At 44.7% G+C, this 20935-nt stretch carries 11 protein-coding genes, 1 tRNA gene and 1 pseudogene; all 13 read left to right on the top strand.

The features are described 5' to 3' along the window. Nucleotides 1-6 precede the first annotated feature (6 nt). The 13 genes and pseudogenes from G4D54_12065 to G4D54_12005 all read left to right on the top strand — a co-directional run bounded on the left by G4D54_12065 (nt 7) and on the right by G4D54_12005 (nt 20902). Nucleotides 7-1200 carry an acetate kinase gene (locus G4D54_12065; GenBank protein QJA03130.1) on the top strand — a complete coding sequence of 398 codons (1194 nt, stop codon included), beginning with the start codon at nt 7-9 and terminating at the stop codon, nt 1198-1200. A gap of 2 nt (nt 1201-1202) precedes the next feature. Then, entirely contained in the window at nt 1203-2153 is a 951-nt protein-coding gene (locus G4D54_12060) for a bifunctional oligoribonuclease/PAP phosphatase NrnA (protein ID QJA03129.1), read from the top strand. Between the two features lie 121 nt (nt 2154-2274). Beyond that, on the top strand, nt 2275-4776 hold the full coding sequence (locus G4D54_12055; GenBank protein ID QJA03128.1) for an SMI1/KNR4 family protein: 2502 nt from the start codon (nt 2275-2277) through the stop codon (nt 4774-4776). Nucleotides 4777-4793: 17 nt separating this feature from the next. Beyond that, on the top strand, nt 4794-6488 hold the full coding sequence (locus tag G4D54_12050; GenBank protein ID QJA03127.1) for an Hsp70 family protein: 1695 nt from the start codon (nt 4794-4796) through the stop codon (nt 6486-6488). Between the two features lie 8 nt (nt 6489-6496). Further along, the gene (locus G4D54_12045) at nt 6497-7897 is read left to right on the top strand and encodes a hypothetical protein (GenBank protein QJA03126.1); all 1401 of its coding nucleotides are present in this window, start codon (nt 6497-6499) and stop codon (nt 7895-7897) included. A gap of 235 nt (nt 7898-8132) precedes the next feature. After that, nucleotides 8133-11213 carry a DNA polymerase III subunit alpha gene (gene dnaE / locus G4D54_12040; GenBank protein QJA03125.1) on the top strand — a complete coding sequence of 1027 codons (3081 nt, stop codon included), beginning with the start codon at nt 8133-8135 and terminating at the stop codon, nt 11211-11213. Between the two features lie 18 nt (nt 11214-11231). Further along, the gene (locus G4D54_12035) at nt 11232-11720 is read left to right on the top strand and encodes a GNAT family N-acetyltransferase (GenBank protein ID QJA03124.1); all 489 of its coding nucleotides are present in this window, start codon (nt 11232-11234) and stop codon (nt 11718-11720) included. A gap of 513 nt (nt 11721-12233) precedes the next feature. After that, a pseudogene (locus tag G4D54_12030) lies at nt 12234-13927 on the top strand (IS66 family transposase). 127 nt (nt 13928-14054) lie between these two features. Continuing rightward, a tRNA-Arg gene (locus tag G4D54_12025) sits at nt 14055-14131 on the top strand. A gap of 287 nt (nt 14132-14418) precedes the next feature. Continuing rightward, the gene (locus G4D54_12020; GenBank protein ID QJA03123.1) at nt 14419-15957 is read left to right on the top strand and encodes a diguanylate cyclase; all 1539 of its coding nucleotides are present in this window, start codon (nt 14419-14421) and stop codon (nt 15955-15957) included. Nucleotides 15958-16448: 491 nt separating this feature from the next. Beyond that, nucleotides 16449-18032: a diguanylate cyclase gene (locus G4D54_12015; GenBank protein ID QJA03122.1), complete on the top strand. Its 1584-nt coding sequence runs from the start codon at nt 16449-16451 to the stop codon at nt 18030-18032. A gap of 218 nt (nt 18033-18250) precedes the next feature. Beyond that, nucleotides 18251-19591, top strand: coding sequence for an IS4 family transposase (locus tag G4D54_12010; protein QJA03121.1), 1341 nt, complete (start codon nt 18251-18253; stop codon nt 19589-19591). A 588-nt stretch (nt 19592-20179) separates the two neighbouring features. Continuing rightward, nucleotides 20180-20902, top strand: a complete 723-nt coding sequence (locus G4D54_12005; GenBank protein ID QJA03120.1) for a DUF3196 family protein — start codon at nt 20180-20182, stop codon at nt 20900-20902. Nucleotides 20903-20935: the final 33 nt, after the last annotated feature.

Raw genomic sequence — 20935 nt, 5'->3', positions numbered from 1 at the left:
GATAACATGTCAAAAATTATTTCAGTGAACGCAGGGAGTTCATCATTAAAGTTTCAGTTATTTGAAATGCCGAGCGAGGAGGTTCTGACAAGCGGAATTGTTGAGAAAATCGGATTTGAGGATGCCATCTTTACCATCAAGGTGAACGGAGAAAAAATTAAGAAGGTACTGCCGATTCCGGATCACACAAAGGCAGTCAGTATGCTGCTGGAAGCGCTGGTGGAGTATAAGATTGTAAACAGTCTGGATGAAATCACCGGTGCGGGACACCGTGCTGTACACGGCGGGGAAATTTTTAAGGAAAGTGTACCGGTAACGGAAGACGTTGTAGAAAAATTTGCTTCCTTAAACGATTTGGCACCGCTGCATAACCCGGCAGGTCTTGTCGGATACAATGCATTTAAAAATAATCTGCCTAACTGCAAGCACGTCTTTGTGTTTGATACGGCATTCCATTCCACAATGCCGAAGGAATCCTATATCTATGCATTGCCGATGAAGTATTATGATGAATACAAGATTCGCCGCTACGGCTTTCACGGAACAAGCCATAAGTATGTGTCCCTGCGCTGCGCAGAGCTGATGAACAAAAAGGTGGAGGATACGAAAATCATTACGTGTCATCTGGGAAACGGAGCAAGCATTACAGCAGTTGACGGTGGTAAATCCATCAACACCTCCATGGGCTTCACACCGCTTGCGGGTGTTATGATGGGGACACGCTGCGGTGACATCGATCCTGCAATCGTAACATACATTATGAAAAAGACTGGTGCAACTCCGGATGAAATGGATGATATCATGAACAAGCAGTCCGGTATGCTTGGTGTCAGCGGCATCAGCTCCGATGCACGTGACATCGAGGATGGCTGCAAGGAAGGGAATCCGGCAGCACTTCTGACAGCAGAGGTATATGTAAACCGTGTCATCAATGTTGTCGGCGGCTACTACGCACAGCTTGGTGGTGCGGATGCCATTGTCTTTACCGGAGGAATCGGTGAAAACGACACCAACATGCGTAAAATGATCTGTGACCGTCTGTCAGCGGCATTCGGTATCCAGCTGGATGAAGTATTGAATGGAAAGACAAGAGGCAAGGAAGTCCTGCTGTCCACTGCGGAAAGTAAGGTAGCGGTATGGCTGATTCCGACAAATGAGGAACTCATGATTGCCCGTGATACATACCGTCTGATTGCGTAATTATGAATACCGACATTTTATTTGAGCTTGTCGAACAGTATGATATCATTACGATTTACCGCCATGTGTCTCCCGATGCGGATGCCCTTGGTGCACAGTTTGGACTGAAGCAGTGGATACAGGAAACATATCCGCAAAAGCAGGTGTATGCGCTGGGCAGGGATGCCGGCAGCAAGCAGTCCCTGTTTCCGCAGATGGACGTTGTCCCTGATGAAACCGTCGCTGCCTCTCTTGCCATCATTCTGGATACGGCAAACGGTGCCCGTGTGGATGATGATCGCTGGAGTAAGGCGGTACGTACCCTGAAAATCGATCACCACATCGTCGTTGAGAGCTTTGCGGATGTGGAGGTTGTCGAGGATTTGTTCGGGGCAACGTGTGAAATGCTGGCCTATATGTTTGAACAGAAGCAGCTGCGGCTGTCAGCAACCTGTGCACAATATCTGTACGGCGGCATTATTGCGGATACCCTTCGCTTTTCCATTGCGACCATAAAGCCGAGAACGCTGCGTACGGCAGCCTATCTGCTGGAAATGGGCGTGGATGTAAAAAAAGCCAACGAGGATAATTTCTCCACCTCCTATCGGCTCTATCGCTTTGAAAACTATATCCGCAGCAATGTTTCCCTGCTGGAGGGACATGTTGCCTATATGATCATTAACCGCGAGGACTATGAGCGTTTTCAGCTTACCTTTAACGAAGCAAAGGAAAAGGTGTTTGTGCTTGGCGGCGTGGATGAATTTGAAGCATGGGCGCTGTTCACGGAAAAAGAACGGGATGAAAACGGCAGACGTATTTACAATGGCAGTCTTCGTTCCAAGAACCGCACGATCAATGATATCGCAAACCGGTATCAGGGCGGCGGACATCGCTTTGCCTGCGGAGTAAAAGGTTTGTATGAGGAAACGATACAGGAGCTGCTGCAGGAGCTTTGTGAGCGTGTAAACGAATAGAAAACAGGCAGTGTACGAGGGTATGCTGCTTTTTCTTATTTGCTTTTGGAAAGTTGACTATAAGAGGTTGTGAAGATGGTGCAGGCTATGGTAAAATTTAAGACAAAGAAAGAGGGATTGGATGGATACGATATTTTCATATGAATTGCGAAGAGAGCAGCCGCTCAGTACAGAAGAAAAACAGAGGATTCGTGTGATTCTGGACGCATACCGCATCCCAGAGGAACAGCTCTCTTCATGGAACGGGGATTCCTGCTCTTTGCCGTTGTTTCGCTGCTTTGAAGTGCCACTGCTGTATAGCGAGCATATTCGAATAGCAGATAGTGAAACAGCATATACAGCGGCAGCCCACTGGTGCTGTATGCTGGATGCCCTGCAGGAGGCATTGTCCGGTGTTGTTATATCCGCAGTGATGCAGGAGGCGGTTGTGCACGATGCAGAGAATGGCTTTCTGATTCCCTCTATGGACAGGGAAGCGTTTCTGCGATGCAAAAGGCAGGAGCGTGTGGAAGCTGCTTTGGACAGTCCGCAGTCGGAAGAACCGGTTTTGTTCACAGAGCAGGCACCTCTATATGCAACCAGGCTGTATCTTAAGCCTCTTTTACAACAGAAAATTGAACAGCAGGTTGCTGCATTTGAAGCCAGACTGCAAATCCTTCTGCCTGCCTGCTATCGTGATTTTTTGATTCGCTACAACGGAGGTGCTGCAACGGATACATATTTCTATATGGAGAATGCAGGGGAAACCGTATATTGTCTGGATCAGTTTTACGGCTTTCATGAGGGGGATACAGGCTTTCCTGCTATGTCAAGGTGCCTATGGTTTACAGAACTGCTGGAACAGGGCTATCTTTGTATTGCAGGGGATGCCTTTGGCAACCATATCGTGCTGCGTATTCGTGAAAATGGCTATGGCGGGGTTTTCTTTTACGCGCACGACAATATTCCCCGTTTTCATGCATTGAGCAGTGATTTCTTTCATTTTATGATGCAGGTGCAATCGCATATTGATGTACTCCAGCCATCGGCTGCACTCACACAGGTATATATTTGCAGGCTGGACGATGACAGTCAGGATGCACGTGTACAAAAGCGCCCGCTGGATGTATTTCTGGAGGGGGAGATGGCAGCGGATAAGGCAGAAAGTGTGCAACAACTCATGGAAGAGGCAGAGCCGCGTATAGAGGGCTTCCTGCATTTTGACACCTTTGCATTCCGCCTTGCTGTAATAGAGGAGCTGATGTATGTGCAGAAGCTTCTTCCTTCCTTTGAGCTTTATGACAAACTGTATGAACTGCATGTGGATCCGGAAGGGGATTTCCGTTATCACGGTCCCTTGCTGTATGCGCTTCGTTATTTCAAGGAGCTAAGGATACCCGTGGCATTGGCAGAGCATGTGGAATCTCTGACACTGGATGGAGGAAATGAGATTTATGGACAGATCATGCTGGAGTGGGACGGCGAGTATTCCCTGTTTGATATCGCGGACGTGAAGGAGCGTGAGCTGAAGCAGTTTGGAAATCTGAAGCAGGTCGCTGTAAACGGGCTCGCGGAGCCTGCCTTTGTACGCAGTCTGCGTATGCAGGGAATTCGCGTAACCGATCGCTTTGACGAGCAGGATTATGCTTGTGAAAAGCTGCAGCACCTTCTGACAAACTGGGAAACCTGCTGTGTTTATGCTGAGCGAAGTGATGCGGCAGCACAGCTGCTTGCTGCCCTTCGCTATTGCATGGGAGGTTACTATAAAGAGCTGTTTCATCCATCCTTGCAGCACTGGGAACAGCTGCATGAGCCCGGTGTGGCGAAAGATACGCTTTTAGAGCTTGCGAAACAGCTGCAGACGCTCGGACTCACCCTTATGCGGTATGAGCCGGGTATAGAGGGCTGCTGTCTGCTGGTCACAAGAAATATTACGGCCTGCATTGCTCTTTTGAAAAAAGAATCTAGGTATACACTTGTTCAGCATTGCGGTGTATGGAGCATCAAGGAAACGAATCAGCCAACCTTGACACGGACGCAATCCGATACAGATCCGGGGGTTTCCCAAAGACAGGAGGAAGACGGACAGATATGCAGACCGCAGCCAGAAATGAGAAAGCAGATGAGTCGTATGCAAAAGCGGGTGCTGTTTGCCGTCTGTGCTGTTGTGCTGGGAGGTATTGTCCTTTTCATCATCAATTCCATTCTTGTATCCAATCAGGAAATGATATGGGATGAAAATTTGAATTACGATTATCAGGTGGTATGCAAGGGCAATGACGGGAATTGTCAGCTGCGCAGCAGTGATGGAGCCCTGTATTTCACGCAACCTTTTCAGGAAAGCGAGCCGACCTATTCTTCACTGCTTGCCGTAAGAGAATATAATAACAGGAGCTATGACCGCATCTATGATGTTACGCAGAGGAAATTTCTCCACGGAGATTTTCTGCATGTGCGTATTGTAGAGCTGAAGGAGGACGGGGAGCCTATGGAATACAGGGGATTGCTTGCGACAAAGGATAAGAAAAATTATATGCTCTACAGTGAAAAGCATAAAAACGGCATCAGGGTAAAGCCGGATACCTATGGTTCTGTGGGCTACGGCCCCTTTGATGTTGATACAGGAGTTGAATGGAATGACTGAGAAAGGAGGACGCGCTCATGTCCATACTTGGGATTGATCTGGGCACAACCAATTCACTGGCCTGTGTATGGAAAGGGAAGGAAGCGATATTGATACCGAATGCATTTGGAAGCTATCTGACACCCTCTGTTGTCAGCTTTCTGGAAAACGGAGAGGTGCTGGTTGGGGAGGGGGCTAAGCAGCGGCTGCATACGCATCCTTCACTGACCTTTGCGGAGTTCAAACGCTGCATGGGAACGGATACGGTGTATACGGTCCATGGAAAAACGTATTATCCGCAGGATTTAAGCGCCATGGTGATTCGCAAGCTGGTGGAGGATGCCAGTGTATTCTTGAATGAGAGGATTGAGGAGGCAATCATCAGTGTTCCGGCCTATTTCAATGATGATCAGCGCTGGGCAACCAAAATTGCCGGACAGCTTGCCGGTATCCGCGTGGAGCGTATCATCAATGAACCCAGTGCGGCAGCCTTATCCCAGCACATCCAGCAAACGGAAGAGGATATGCTTGCGCTCGTTGTGGATTTCGGTGGAGGAACACTGGACATTTCCATTGTCGAGGCTTTTGATAATGTCGTGGAAATACGGGCCATCAGCGGGGATAACCATCTGGGCGGCAGTGATTTTGATGAAGCAATCATGGATTGCTTTCTTGAAGAAAACGGGTTGCAGAGAAAGGAGCTGCTCCCGCAGGAGCTGGCACTTTTGAAAACCGGGGTGGAAAGGGCCAAGATGCTGCTGAGTGTCCGTAAGGAATACAGCCTGCAGCTTTTCCTGCATCAGAAAAACTGCTGTATGGAATTAAACCGCGGGAAAATGACAGCTATCTGTATGCCTCTTTTACAGCGCATGCAAAAACCGCTGGAGCGGGTGCTGAAGGATTCTGAGATATCCCTGCAGGAGCTGCAGAAGGTCATTCTGGTTGGCGGCAGCTGTCGTATGCCGGTTGTTATACAGTATCTGGAGTTTTTGCTGAAGCGGGATGTAGAACTGGTGCATGAGCCGGATCAGGCTATTGCAATCGGCTGTGGGACAGCGGGAGGCATCAAGGAGCGCTGCTCGGATATACGGGATGTATTCTTGAGTGATATCTGTCCATTCACACTCGGTTTGGCTGTTTACGATGATGGAGCGAGGGATTATGTGATGGAACCGATCATTGAACGCAACACGGCCTTACCCTGCAGTGTAAACCGCATGTTTTCCTATCGCAGCACAAGCGGAGAGCTGCAAACATCGATCCTGCAGGGGGAGCACCGCAAAGCGGCAGCCAATCTGGTCGTGCGGACAGTGCGTATAAAAGTACCTAAGACAAGCGAAGAATATCAGCCGATTTCCGTCCGGTTTACCTATGATATCAACGGACTTCTGGAGGTGGAAACAAATACCTTCCATGAAGAGAGCGCAAGTCGTGTCGTGATACAGAACCGCATGAACCGGATGAGCGAGGAGGAGGTTCATCAGCGCCTGCGGGAGCTGCAGGCATATAAGCTGCCATCACAGGAAAAAGAGGTATACCGGCACTTGCTGGAACGCGGAGAGCGCATGTATTCTGAAAGCATCGGAGAGAAACGTATGCGGATTGCCGCCCTGCTGGAGGAATTCGAAGCAGCGCTGCAGCAGGAACAGCCACAGCATATTCGTGAGGTCTTTCGAAGGGTGAAGTCTGCCCTTGATGAGTGGGAAGTGGATGCTGTGAGCTTCTTCAGTTAGGAGAGCGTATGGAACTGGAACAGATTAAAGGGTTGTTGGACCTTGCGAATCTAGAGGATATTACCGCAATAAAAAAAGCCTATGCGAAGCAGGTAAAGCTGCATCATCCGGAGGAGGAACCCCAGGTATTTCAGCAGCTGCAGACAGCCTATCGTGAAGCTGTGCAGTATGCGCAGGCACAGCACGCAGGACATGCCATTAAAATGAACGTGCTGCAGGAGAAAGCAGAAGAATCAAATGACGAATCGTTTGAGGCTGTGTCTGCGGGATCCGTGTCTTCCTGTGAGGGGCTGGTACAGGCAGCACCAAAAACGACAGATGAGCGGATCGAAGAGCTGCTGCAGGCACTGCAAAGCGGCAACACGCTCGCAGTAAAGAAACAGCTGCAAACGGCCCAGCGGCTTGCGTTGTTGCAGGATACAGCATTTCTAACTGCGCTGAGTGATGGACTGCAGAATCAAGTGAATCTACTTTCCTATGCGATGCGGCAAACGCTTATCCAGGCGTTTCATCTGGATGCCGGACAGCTGCAGCCGGCACAGCAGGAGCTGTTAAGCAGTATCCGGCAGGGGATACCGGATTTTCAGTCGTATCGTTATTCCTGCAAAAGAGATACGGCATATTTGCTGGAAACATGGCGCGCGCTTTGTCATAGTAGAGAGGAAGATAGCGAAGCTTGGCTGGAATTTCTGAACCACAAACACTGGACAAAGGATACCGTGGATGAGCTGACAGCGGAAAAAATTCTGGCACTGGAAATGAAAAAATGCTATGCGCACAGCAGTGCAGTGGCGGGGAAGATCTATTCCTTTCTGCATATCCGAGATCATCTCGCACAGGACCCCGCACAAACCTATGCAAAGCTGAAGCAGCTGTTGAGTAAGGATGCCTCCTTTACACAGCAGAATTTCATTAGCTGGAGGAACCATGTACAGAAGCAGGCACTGCAATTCTTTGAGCTCTCCCATGAAGACAAGGAAGCTGAGGTATGGGAAGAATGGCTGCATAAGCAAAGCTTGGATAAAACGGATCTGTATCTGCTGGAAAGGCTATCTTATTATGCAAAACATCACCATTATAAAAAAGAGATAAGAAATCTTCTGTTTTCTTATTTTGAGCTGGAAACAGCGGAAACACCGGCAAAGCAGAGTCTGCGTAAAGCAATTCTGGAGGAACCGCCGGCATATCGCAGAAAAAAAAGGATGCTTCTGCTGCTTGTACTGCTTGCTGCTTTATCTGCTGTACTCATACCGACCCTATTAGGTCGGGCACAGGAACAGCGGGAAGCGGAGGACAGAAAACGGGAGGAGCTGCGAAATATACAGCAGGAAATGCTGGAGGAATCACAGCGGAAATCGCAGGAGCAGCTGGAAGCATTACAAAAGAAAATCGAAGCTGGCAATCAGTGAGCTGAAAGTAAAGGGCCGCTGCAAACAACGCCCATGCTGCGGATAATTATAAGGAATCATCACCGTGACTGAGGTCATGGTTTTCTTTACGCAAGCTTCCAAAAGAAATTGAGAACAAGATGTGCCTGTGGCTAGCATTGGACACGAACGCCGTAAAACTTCAGAAACCATGGTCACGCCCGTATTAAGAAACATGAAAATATGATAAAATAAAGAAAGAGACGAGGTGTTGAGAATGAGTGTCCACTTACATGTGCGAAGCTGCTATACCCTGCTGCAGAGTACCCTGACGATTTCCAAAATCGTTGCGGCAGCCAAACGCTGCGGTTATACAGCGGTCGCATTGACTGACAAGCATGTCATGCATGGTGCCATGGCGTTTTACCATGCATGTAAAAAAGAAGATATCAAGCCGATTTTCGGAATGGAAGTGGACGTGCTGGAGCAGGAGGAGCTGTATGGCTTTGTCGTTCTTGCGAAAAATGATGCCGGCTATCAGAATCTGCTGAAGCTGTCCACCTGGCTGAATACCGGAGAGGAAAGACGCGTACCGGATTTGGATACGCTCGCCTATTATGCAAAGGACTGCATTGTTTTGACAAACGGCGATCAGAATCAGATGGAAACTCTTATCGTAAAGGAGGAGCTGGATCTTCTGCGCCACTGGCTGAAGCTGTGCAGGAAGCAGTTTGCCGATTTTTATGTATCCATAGCACGCAATGATTCCGGCCTGATGGAAAAGAAAAATCCGGTCTTAAAGCAGCTGTGCGAGGAGCTGGATATTCCCTGTACGGCATTGTCCCGCGTTTATTTCGAACGGGAAGAGGATGAGGAGAGCTATAAGACGCTGTGTGCCATCAATCAGGGCGTATCGCTCCATGATAAAATGCTGAATTACAGTCCGCGCCGTTATTTCCGCAGCCCGCAGGAAATGCAGGAGTTGTATGAGGAGACGGAGCTGCAGATGAGTGATCGTATTGCAGCACAGTGTCAGGTGGAGATGCAGCTGCCAAAGGCTGTGCTTCCGAAATTTCAAAACAAGTACGGCGTAAGCAGTGAGGAATTCTTACGCAGTCTTTGTCAGAAGGGACTGCAGAAGCGTATGCAATACCAGCCGATTTCATCCGTATACCAGCAGCGTCTGGACTATGAGCTGGATGTTATTATCCGCATGCAGTATGCCGATTATTTTTTGATTGTCTGGGACTTCATCCGGTTTGCGAAAACACAGCATATTTATATCGGTCCCGGACGAGGAAGTGCTGCCGGCTCCCTTGTTGCATACTGCCTTGGCATCACCCATGTGGATCCGATCCGCTACCATCTGCTGTTTGAACGTTTTCTAAACCCGGAGCGTATTTCCATGCCGGATATCGATACGGATTTTCCGGATAACCGCCGGGATGAGGTGATTCATTATGTGGAGCAGCTGTATGGTAAGCACAGGGTATCCCATATCATCACCTTTAATACACTGGCTGCGAAGCAGGTGCTGCGGGATGTGGGAAAGGCGATGGAAATCAATCCCCGTCAGATTGACCGCCTGTGCAAGCTGGTTCCTAATGTAATCAAGGTGACACTGGACTATGCATATCAAAATGATGCGCGCTTCAAGGAGCTGATCAACAGTGGAGAAACGATGCGCCGCCTGTATGCGACTGCCCGAAAGCTGGAGGGACTGCCGCGTCATGCCTCTCTGCATGCGGCAGGTATCGTGTTTTCCGATGAAGCCATTGAGCAGGTGTGTCCGCTGATTGATGTGGATGAGGGTGTTTGCGCCACACAGTTTACGATGGAATATCTGGAGGAGCTCGGCCTGATCAAAATGGATTTTCTGGGATTGAGAAACCTTACCATCATTGATGAAATCGTACAGCATATCAATGCGACAGCTGAAAAAAAACTGGATATCATGCGAATACCACTGGATGATGCCAAGACCTATGCACTGATACGCGCGGTGGATACGGTGGGAGTCTTCCAGCTGGAGAGCGAGGGGATGAAAAATCTGATACGGAAAATGCAGCCGGACTGCTTTGAGGATATTGTCGCAACGATTGCATTGTTTCGTCCCGGTCCGATGGAAAACATTCCGGAATATCTGGATCGCAGAGAGCATCCGGAAAAGGTCGATTATATCCATCCCAGCCTGCAGCCAATCTTACAGAATACCTATGGTATCATGATCTATCAGGAACAGATCATGCAGGTGGCACAGACGATGGCCGGCTTCACCCTTGGCAAGGCGGATAATCTGCGAAAGGCCATCAGCAAGAAAAAGGGAAAGGAGCTGCGCAGAATGCAGGAGGAATTCATACAGGGGGCACTGCATAAGGGCTATGATGAGGCTCTGGCACAGAAGGTGTATGCCCTGATTATGAAATTTGCGAATTACGGCTTCAACCGTTCCCATTCCGTGGCCTATGGCATGATTGCCTATCAGCTGGCGTATCTGAAAGCGAATGCACCGCTGTATTTCTTTAACAGCCTGTTGAACAGTGTGATCGGTTCGGAGACAAAGACAAGTGAATATGTATTTGAGGCACGTAAGCGGCATATCAAGATTCTGCTGCCGGATGTCAATCGTTCGTACAATCAATATGGAATCGAGGACAATGCGCTGCGCTTTCCGTTTGTCGGCATTAAGGGGATCGGCAGTGCGGTGTCATCACTGATTGTCGAGGAACGAAATAAAAAGGGCGAATTCCGTGATTTCTTCGACTTCACCGCACGTATGAATGGGAATAAAATCGGTAGAAAAACCATTGAAATCCTGATTAATGCAGGGGCGCTGGACTGCTTTAAGGTCGGGCGTGCGAGTCTGATGGCATCACTGGAGGATGCACTTCGCTATGCGGATCTTGTGAAAATCGAGGATGTGGATCAGGTGCTGTTTGACTTTGATCTGGTATCCAAGCCTGCTATGACGATGATGAGGGATAATGCAGCGATTCGCGCGGAAAAGGAAAAGGAGGCCATCGGCTTCTATCTGTCGCGGCATCCGATTGCAGATGTACGCAGCCGCATGGGAAAGGAGCTTCCGATTTTGATTTCACTGCCCAAGTACAAGGGACGCTATGTGAAATTTGTTTGTCTGGTGGATCGCTGCCGTCAGTACCGTACAAAAAACGGCGATATGATGATGTTCGTCATCGGCAGTGATGAAACAGGGAAATTTGATCTTGTATGTATGCCGAATATATACCGCCAGCATGCGGATGATCTGGTCAAGGGGAATTATCTGTATGTGGAGGGAATCGTGGACAAGGAAACCAGCTGTCTGGTCAAGAAGCTGACAAGGATAGAAAAGGAATGAAGGAGCAGGAGTGTGCATATGGTAACCATTGATACAGTAGAGGAAGCGGATATTGCAGGACTGGCACAGCTGGAGGCGTGCTGCTTTCCAAAGGAGGAGGCGGCGGATGAAGCGGCGCTGCGCAGACGTGCCAAGGCTTTTCCGGAAAGCTTTCTGGTCATGAAAAAGGACGGCGTCATCATCGGCATGATCAATGGCTGTGTAAGCAATCAGCAGGTGATCTGTGATGCGATGTATGAGGATGAAAGCCTGCATGATCCCTATGGCGCCTATCAAACGGTCTTCGGTCTGGATGTGCACCCCGCTCATCAGCATCAGGGGTATGCAGGGGAGCTGATGCAAGCTTTGATTGAGACAGCGAAGAAGGAGCGAAGAACGGGTATGGTTTTGACCTGCAAAAAGCATTTGATAGGCTTTTACGAGCAGTTCGGCTATCGTAATATGGGAGTGAGTGCTTCTGTTCACGGCGGTGCAGAATGGTATGATATGCTGCTGTGCTTTGCGTGATACGGACCGAACAGGCATCATGGAGTTGCTTACTGCTGCAGGAAGTGCAGCTGTAATCACAACATAAAGGGGAAGGTGCGCTTTGCGTTTAAGAATTGCAGATATTGGCAGAGGTAAAGGGGAAAACAAAACTGCCGTATGACAGTGATCTCATACAGAACGGAGCGCTCTCTAGGGTATCCTTGATGAACCTGTTATTTTGAGGCGCATATAATGAATGCATGGTTACTGTTCACCGATAGAATAAAAGGTGTCAAGAGGAAAAAGCAAATAAACAAAAAAAATAATATGACATTAAAAGCAGTTTTAATGATGTTAATAAAAAGAGAGTAAAAAATGACTTGCAGCGAATATAACGATTGCTCAGAGCCTGCCAAAGCCTGATAGAAGGCTTTTAAGCAACAACGTTGATATGCAATACATATTATGATAAAAAGCTTTGAAGAAAGTTATCCACAGTAGTCGTATAAAATCATATGATATAATATCTTCAGAGAAAAGGAAGATATCAATATGATGACAAAGGATAGGATTACATTAAACAACATTTTACTGCATAAGGAACATTTTGATCATAAACTGATAGGGATCGTAGAATATCTCGAACATCAAAATGTACATTTGAACACGGAATATAAGAGAATCGTGGTCAGTAACCGGAACCTCGTAAAAAAGAATCAAGATGTGCAGGCAAAACTGAAGGATATGAAGGCGATCCAATATAATCTGAATCAAAAAATTGAAAGAAAAAAGATGAAGAGGCCAGTAATATCATCAAAGATTTTGAAGAAGAGATCAAAAAGCAGGAGAAGATTATAAAAGGCGAACTCCAGCATTCTTATAACGAAAACAATAAACTACATACTGAAAATGAAAAATTACGAAGAGAGATAGAAAAGCTGAGAAAAGAAAATAACCGATATAAAAGGATGAGCAAGAAAAACTCCTGTAATTCCAGTATTCCCCCATCAAAGGATGAATACAGAAAAGTCGCAAATTCAAGGACAAAGACTGGATTGAAAAAAGGTGGACAGAAAGGACATACGGTACATCGTATCAGCTTGAAAGATACTGCAGATAAGATCATATATAGAATCGTAAGACAAGCACCTGTAGGAGCAGAGGCTATTTTAAATGCGGAGAACGAGCTCCTATACTATAGAACACAGGAAATCGATGCAAGACTGAAAACGGAGATTACGGAAACAAGATATATAACAGCAGTACAAGGACAGGTGCTTCCGGAAAAAGAAATGCGCAGGTATCGAATCAGCAGTGTGTCCTATCATGATGATTTCAAAGCGATGATACTGTATCTGAACAGCAAAGGGACGATTCCGTTGAACAGACTGTGTACGATGATCAATGAAATGAGTATGGGGAAGATAAATCTCAGTGCATCAGTCATCGTGAAATGGGAAGAAGTATTACAACAAAAAAGTATAAACTATCAAAATGAGATTCTAAAAGAATTGCGAAAAGAAAGAATCCTGCATGTAGACGAAACAGGATGGAAAATCAATGGAACGCGTGCATGGTTACATGTGATCGTAAGTGAACAAAGAGCATTTTTTATTGTCACAGAGAAGCGGAAAGATACGGAGAAAGGACCGCTGGGAATACTGAATGATTATGAAGGATGTCTGATCCATGATCATTATAAGGCATATTATGATTTGAAAAGCTGCGACCATGGAGAATGTAATGCACATATTCTGAGATATTTAAAAGAAGGAGCAGAACTGGATAAGAATGAAGCGTGTGCAAAAATGATGGAACTGATTCAGAACATGATCCATGAAAAGAAAGAACTGGTTAGACATAGAATCATGAAGATGGATGAAAAACAGATCAGCTCATACGAAGAAAGATATATGGAGATCCTGAATGATGAGTTAGAAAAGTATGCTTCAGAGCATCCAAAAAAAGTAGCAGCCAAATATGTACCGGGATATATAAAATTGATGAAACGGATGGTGGAGTATAAAGAAGAACATCTGAGATTCATCAAGGATTTTACTGTTCCTTCTGATAATAATATAGCAGAGAGACAGATGCGGCCGACAAAAGCAAAGAAGAAGATCAGCGGACAGAGTCTCAGTCTAGAAACAGCTAATTATTTTGCGGCAATACATACAGTAGTGCAAACGTGTTCCTTACAGAAGAAAAATACACTGGAAGAAATCAAAGCCATCCTTCAATCATAAGAGGGATGGCTTTGATTTTTTATGAGTATCGGTGAATAGTAACAATTCTTTCGTGCGTTTTACATAAAAAAGCAAAAAATAGTTGAAATCCGAAAGAAAATTTGCTATTATTATTAGGCGTTGAGATGTCTACATAGCTCAGCTGGATAGAGCACACGCCTTCTAAGCGTGCGGTCGCAGGTTCGAATCCTGCTGTGGACGCCATTCGAAAATACAGGGCTTTCCTTTCATGTTAAGGAAAGCCTTTATTTATTGTAACAGTGTACACAAAGTGCCCCTTGCAGGAGGCATTTATCCTGCTAGGAAAGCGTTCGCGCCTGTAGATGCCCCAATAAAACCTGTTTCTGACAGCATCAAGTTTTTCGAAAATATGAAAACAGCGTGTAAAATTATAAAAAGCATTTATAATAGAAGCATAGCCGATGGGAGAGGATTTCTATGGATAAAAATTATGAAAGCTGTGGAGTCTGGAAGATATACAAGCTGAGATCATGCATGTACGCCTTATCGATTTGAAGCGGGAATATGAGCTGTGTATGATATTATCAGAAAAGGCAAAGCTGTCCAATGACGTTTATGCACTGGCCTTTGCCTATACCTTTATCAGCGATTTTTATCTGGCCTCAAAGAAAAATAAAGATTGCATCCGTTATCTGGAGCGTGCAAGAAAGCTGTGTGAAAGCACGGAATACACTGAGCTTCTAGCCAGAATATACAATTTTGGAATGTATTATAATTCGAATTATGAAGAAATCAAAGCCCTGGAGGCATATCTGAAATCAATGGAAGCAGCTGAAAAATGTCAGAATCTGACCCTGATGTCAAGCGCATATAACAATATTGCGACATGCTTTGAATTAAAACGCAATTATACAGAAGCAATTCATTATTATAAAAAATGCTATGAGCTCCTGCAGTCTATGGAAAAAAACAGCGCCTATTCCAAAGCTATCGTGTTATCAAATCTGTGCAACTGTGAGTATAGATTAAAGGACGCTGCAGCATTATGTGCTTACTTTTCCCGCTTTGAAGATCTGGACCGGCAGAGCTTTGAGGAATCGATGAATCTTTTGTATCTTTTCTGTAAGCTGATGTATCTGCGTCTTCATGAAGCTGTATCTGTGCAGGCTGTTATGGAGGAGCTGCTGATTGAACAGGAGAAGGTGGAGAATCGTTTACTTGTTTACCAGATCTTAAAGAATATATGCTCCATAATGCTGGAAATAAACAATCAGCCGTATTCGGAAAGGCTGCTGAAAATTCTGCAGGCTATTGAGGATGAGGATGATATCAAATCCAGAAGAGAGCTTCAGAAGCTAATTGTCAGCTATTATGAAAAATTCGGCACAAAGGAAGAGCTGCTGCAGGCATATCGCGAGTTCTATACCATTATCCTTACGATTGAGGATACCGATATGGAGGATAACAGCAGTGGGCTTACCGCGGCTTTGGAGCTTTACCGTACGAAGGAACGACAGGTATTCCTGGAAAAAGAAAATGAGCAGCTAGAACGGCTCATGAATATCGATGATTTAACCAATATCTATAATCGTCGCTGCTTTAATGAGGATATTACAGCTACTGATTTACAAAAAGAGAAAATTGTGGCAGTGGCGATGCTGGATATTGATTATTTTAAGGAATATAACGATATTTACGGACATCAGATGGGGGATCAGGCATTGGTAAAAATCGGCCGCTGCATGAAGCAGTATGAAAAAAAGGGGGAGATTCAGTTTTATCGGTATGGAGGGGATGAGTTTTCTGCTATTTTCATCGGGCAGTCAGAGGAATCCGTACGGAAAACGATGGCGGCACTTACGCATGATATCCGTGAACAAAAGATTCCCCATAAGGGCTCAAGGACAGCACAGATTTTGACCCTGTCCTTTGGTTATGCGTTCAGCCCACAGGAGCCTGTGGATATGACAGTTCTGATCAGGCAGGCAGATGAACAGCTGTATCAGCATAAAAAGCTGCGTCGACAGCGGTGTAAACATGCAGATGCAGTTACAGGGAACGTACAGTAAACCAATGGAAAAGGAAGCAGAGCGTTAGTGTTATAAATAAAAAATTTAAAGCGATAGCGACGTTTGCTCAATATAAAGGATATAAGTATAAGTACATTTTACAGGAATTGAATATACTCCTGTAAGGGGAAATTTTCTGATATGTCAGATACAGAAGCAGAGACGCTCACATTTGATAGCTGCTTCTGTTTTTTTCTTCTGTCTCAAGGTCTGTACATTTATAACAGAAAAACGATACGTTTCTATTAAGAGTAGACATAACATGTATCTATTCCCATACCATTGAAATGATTTTAAACTGTATGTAAATGCGATACATCCTTAGAAAAGCTACATCTTGTATAAGCAAAGGTAAAAATTTCTTTTCATAATAAGTAGGAACGTTTTTTTTATTTGTGGATTTGTTTCCATGAAAAGAATATAATAAAGATATAACAATAATCGCCGTTAAATATGAATCCGTAAAATTGCAGATGGAAAGGAAGAGGACCATGTATCATGAACATGTAGCTGTAACTGTTTTAACGACCACCTCTGATATACAGGCCTGTCTGGAACAGGGTATTGCCCGTGATCTTATGCATTGCCATATTCAAACATCCGGTGCACATGGTGCCTGGAATAGCAGTGACATCATTCTTTGTGAGCTTTCTCTGTCCAGTCTGCAGCCGATTCGCAGCCGAATGAGGGAGGATGCCTATCTGCTGTATATCTGTGATGCTGATGCTGCTTCCTGTGCGGATTGCTGGGACGTTGCAGATGAGGTGATTTGCCGTCCGCTGTCTATGGAATATCTTGAAAAGCGTATCCGTTGTCTATATGAGTGCTATCGGCAGAAGGAGCGTGCATGGCTGCTGGATACATATCTCAATACCCTCATTGACAGTATGCCGGATCTGGTTTGGTTTAAGGATGAGGAAGGCTCTCATGTCAAGGTAAACAGCGCTTTCTGTCATACGGTGGGAAAAAGCAGAGTGGATATTGAGGGAAAGAATCACTGTGCAGTGTGGGATGTGGATGTTGATGACTGTGCCGAGACAGAGGATATCGTACGACGGGAAAAGAAAACCTGTCAATTCAACGAGCTGGTGAAAAGCCCGCATGGACTGCGGCAGTTTCGCACCTATAAATCGCCATTATTTGATAAACAGAACAGGATTATTGGCAGTGTTGGCATCGGGCATGATATCACCGATTTGGAAAATATGAGTACCGAGCTGGAAATCCTGTTAAACAGTATGCCATTTGCCATCCTCATTCGAGATCAGGCGGGGACTGTGCTTAATGTCAATGATAAATTTACTGAATTTTTTGCTGTATCCAGAGCTTCCATCCTCGATGTAGCATATGATGACTGGTTTTCGTCCCTGCTGAGGGAAGGCAAACAGCTGAAAAAGGAGTCGAATGGAAAGGCGATTCTGACATTTGAGGGGAATCGCAGAATTTTGGAAATCAGCAATGAAACAATTTATGATATATTCAAAAGTCGCGTCGGGGATTTGTGTATCTATCGTGATATGACGGAGGAATACCTTCTTGAACAGCAGTTGAGCAGTAATTCCAATACCGATTATCTGACTGGTCTATACAACCGCAGATATTTTTATGAGTATTATGCCGATTTACGGAAATTTAAGCAGATATCCATATTGTATGTGGATCTGGATTATTTTAAAACGGTGAATGATACCTATGGACATCAGGTAGGTGATGAAGCGCTGCGTATCAGTGCAGAGGTGCTGAAGAAAATGTTTCCAAAGGATCTGATTGCACGTCTGGGCGGTGATGAATTTCTGGTATCCATGACAGCAAGCATGAGTGCGCAGGAGCTGCTGCGGCAGGGGAACCGGCTCATTCATGAGCTGCAGAAGCACTTTGAGAGGAATGCTTATTATATGAATCTGTCGGCCAGTGTCGGAATTTCGTATACTACAGATCCCGTTATGCGTATTGATGATTTGATCCGAGAGAGTGATACGGCTTTGTATAAGGCGAAGCAGCAGGGCAGGTCAAAATGTCAGCTGTATGAACGGGCCGCAAGCAATACGCGATATTTGAAAAAAGCCATCCGCTGAGGCAATGTCATTAAGTTAAAGAAAAATAGATGAGAGACATTTATACAAAAAGTATAGGTGTCTTTTTTATTTAGGCTTGACAAAATCAGAAAAATCGTGCGCTCCGTTACACTTCGCGCTTTTGTAAGGTGTAGGAGGTGATCTTATATGATCCTTAGTAATAATTTCAATGCTTGTTCTACCTTCATATCTGATAAAAGAATTGAGGGGATTGTGGTATGATTTCTATTCATAAAACACTTTTCAATTCTTTGGATAAGATTTTAAATAAGGCGGATCGTTTGAAATATGATCAACATTTTGTCACACATGAAAGTTCTGATTTCACTCGTAAATCTAGAAAGCTATCTTTTAAAGATACTATTTCATTCATCTTATCAATGGCGGGTAAGCCTATCCGGGAAGAACTACTTGATTTTTTCCATTACTCAAATAATACCCCAACTGCCTCTGCACTTGTCCAGGCACGTTCTAAAATTTCTTCACGTGTTTTTCAATATATTTTGAATGAACTGAATAAAGCATTTCCACCTGATAATTTATATAAGGGCTATCATCTTATTGCGGTCGATGGGTCTGAAATGCAAATACCACTTGATTTTAGTGATCCCGATACGTTACATAAAAGTGCATCGAAAGGAAAATTTCTATCTGCTTTTCATCTTAATGTCAGCTATGATGTTTTAAACCATCGTTATTTAGATACGATCGTTCAAGGGATTCATAGTAAGAACGAGGTCGAAGCCATGTGGAAAATAGTTGAACGTTTTCACGATGATAATGCTATTTTTATCGCAGATAGAAATTATGCAACCTGGAATACTATGGCACATATCATACAGTCGGGTAAGTCCTTTTTGATACGTGTGAAAGATATACACTCGATTTCCAGTCTTTTAAGAAAATTCAATCTGCCAGATGAAGAATTTGATTTGGATTTACATATCACATTGACAAGAAAACAGACCAAAGATATAAAATCTCAACCAGAGAGATATCGTTTCTTATCTACTACATCTACGTTTGATTTTATTGATGAACATAATCCTGAGTATGTACTTCATTTCCGTGTAGTTCGATTTAAGCTGGATGGTAGTGAAGAATATGAATCGATCATCACAAATTTAAGCCGGGATGAATTTAGTAAGGATGAAATAAAAGAAATATACAATACTCGATGGGGTATAGAATTATCGTTCCGTGACCTTAAATATTCAGCGGATCTGTGTGCTGTTCATGCGAAAAAACGAGAAAGCATCCAACAGGAGATTTGGGCAAGGATGATACTGTATCATATATCTTTTATTATGGCTCATCATATAATAAATAAAAAGCCAAAGGGAAAGGGTAAGAAAAAAAAGTATTCTTATGCGATAAACAAAAAAATGGCGATACATCATTGTCGCTATTTTATCCAGCATTATAAAAGAAAAGGCGGTCACCCGCCTGATCTTGAAACTCTCATTTCACAAGATATCTTACCAATCCGCCAAAATCGAAAATGTAAGAGGCTTATGAAATCACAAACGCTAGTATGTTTCAACTACCGCTTTTCTTAATACGATATAATTATAACTCAAAAGTTTATAAATTGCTTGAAAAATCTTCTTTTTGTCATGCATTTTTTCAGAATACTCTTAATCCTATCAGAATGAGATAAAATAAAACCGCATCCTGTTTGTTTTCATCCTCTTAACTTAATGACATTGTCCGCTGAGGTGGCTTTCATATGGAAAAAGAAGCTTAGACCGTCACTTATATAATATATAGGAAAGGCATCTGTTTTCAGAAGGTAAATTGCCGTGGATGCTCACTTGCTTTTGGGGTTAATCGTAAAAAACGTCCCGGCTGCTTCCGCATGTTTCCTGGAATGTGTGCGCTGATACGGATACAGTGGGAATCAAGACGAGGCTTCATGACTGCTCAGGGACGGCAGGCGGAATCAAGCTGTATATGCTCACACAGCAAGGTGTGCTATCGATGCGTTATGCGAACGTGCGAAACGAATGAGTGTTTTCGAAGATTTTGTCAGGATTATGTGAAACTGTAGAGAAATGTTACGAAAATGGGATCAGAAGCTACTTTATAATTGATAAAAACGAGCGATTATGCTATATTAGTGTATGTTTAGTCGTAAAGGAGAAACCATGGATACTTATTATGAGGATATTCTAAAAAAGGTGGAAACTCTGATGAAGGATGCGCAGTTTGCCGAAGCATATGCCATTCTGGATGAGGAACTCTCCATGCCGTATATTCCAAGGGAATATGAGGAACCATTGATCGCATACTATAACCAGTGTCGCAGTGAGTGTAAATGGAAAGATACCGCAGTTCGGGAAGAGGACATTGAAACTCTGCTGAAAGGTTCTCTGGAGGAAGCGTTTCTTGCGATTGAACAGCTGAAAAAAAGTAATATTCGTAATCACATGGATGCTGTGGCGGACTATCTGTCTCAAAACCCGCACTATCTGGTTCGTTCTCTGATGATCGAAGCCATGATGGAACAAAACATTACCGATGAGGTCAGTGTGGATATCGACGGTCTTGAGGTTACCTTCTCTCCGTGCAGTCTGGATGCGCCTATGGAAAGCGAGGGGGCACTGGAAGCGGTGAATTATCTGAAGGACTGGTTTGAAAACGACAATCCGACATTTACGATGATGTGTGTGGAAACTTTGGTGAAGGAGGCGTATCTACGTCTGCCCTTCAATATTGAAGAGGATGAGGCACTGCCGCTGGCTGCTGCTGTGACTGCCTATGTGTTTCATGCCTATGAGGAACATGAGGCATGGATGCTCTTTGAGGAAGAAAAAGGTCTTGCACAATACAGGGGTTATGAATTATTATTAAGGAAGCATGAAATGTAATGCTGTGTGCGAAGAGATTGATACGTAGGAGGT

This window comes from [Clostridium] innocuum (assembly GCA_012317185.1).
Lineage (GTDB): Bacteria > Bacillota_I > Bacilli_A > Erysipelotrichales > Erysipelotrichaceae > Clostridium_AQ > Clostridium_AQ innocuum.
The sequence above is the reverse complement of the archived record's forward strand: the minus strand, read 5'-3'. Positions and strand labels throughout refer to the sequence as shown.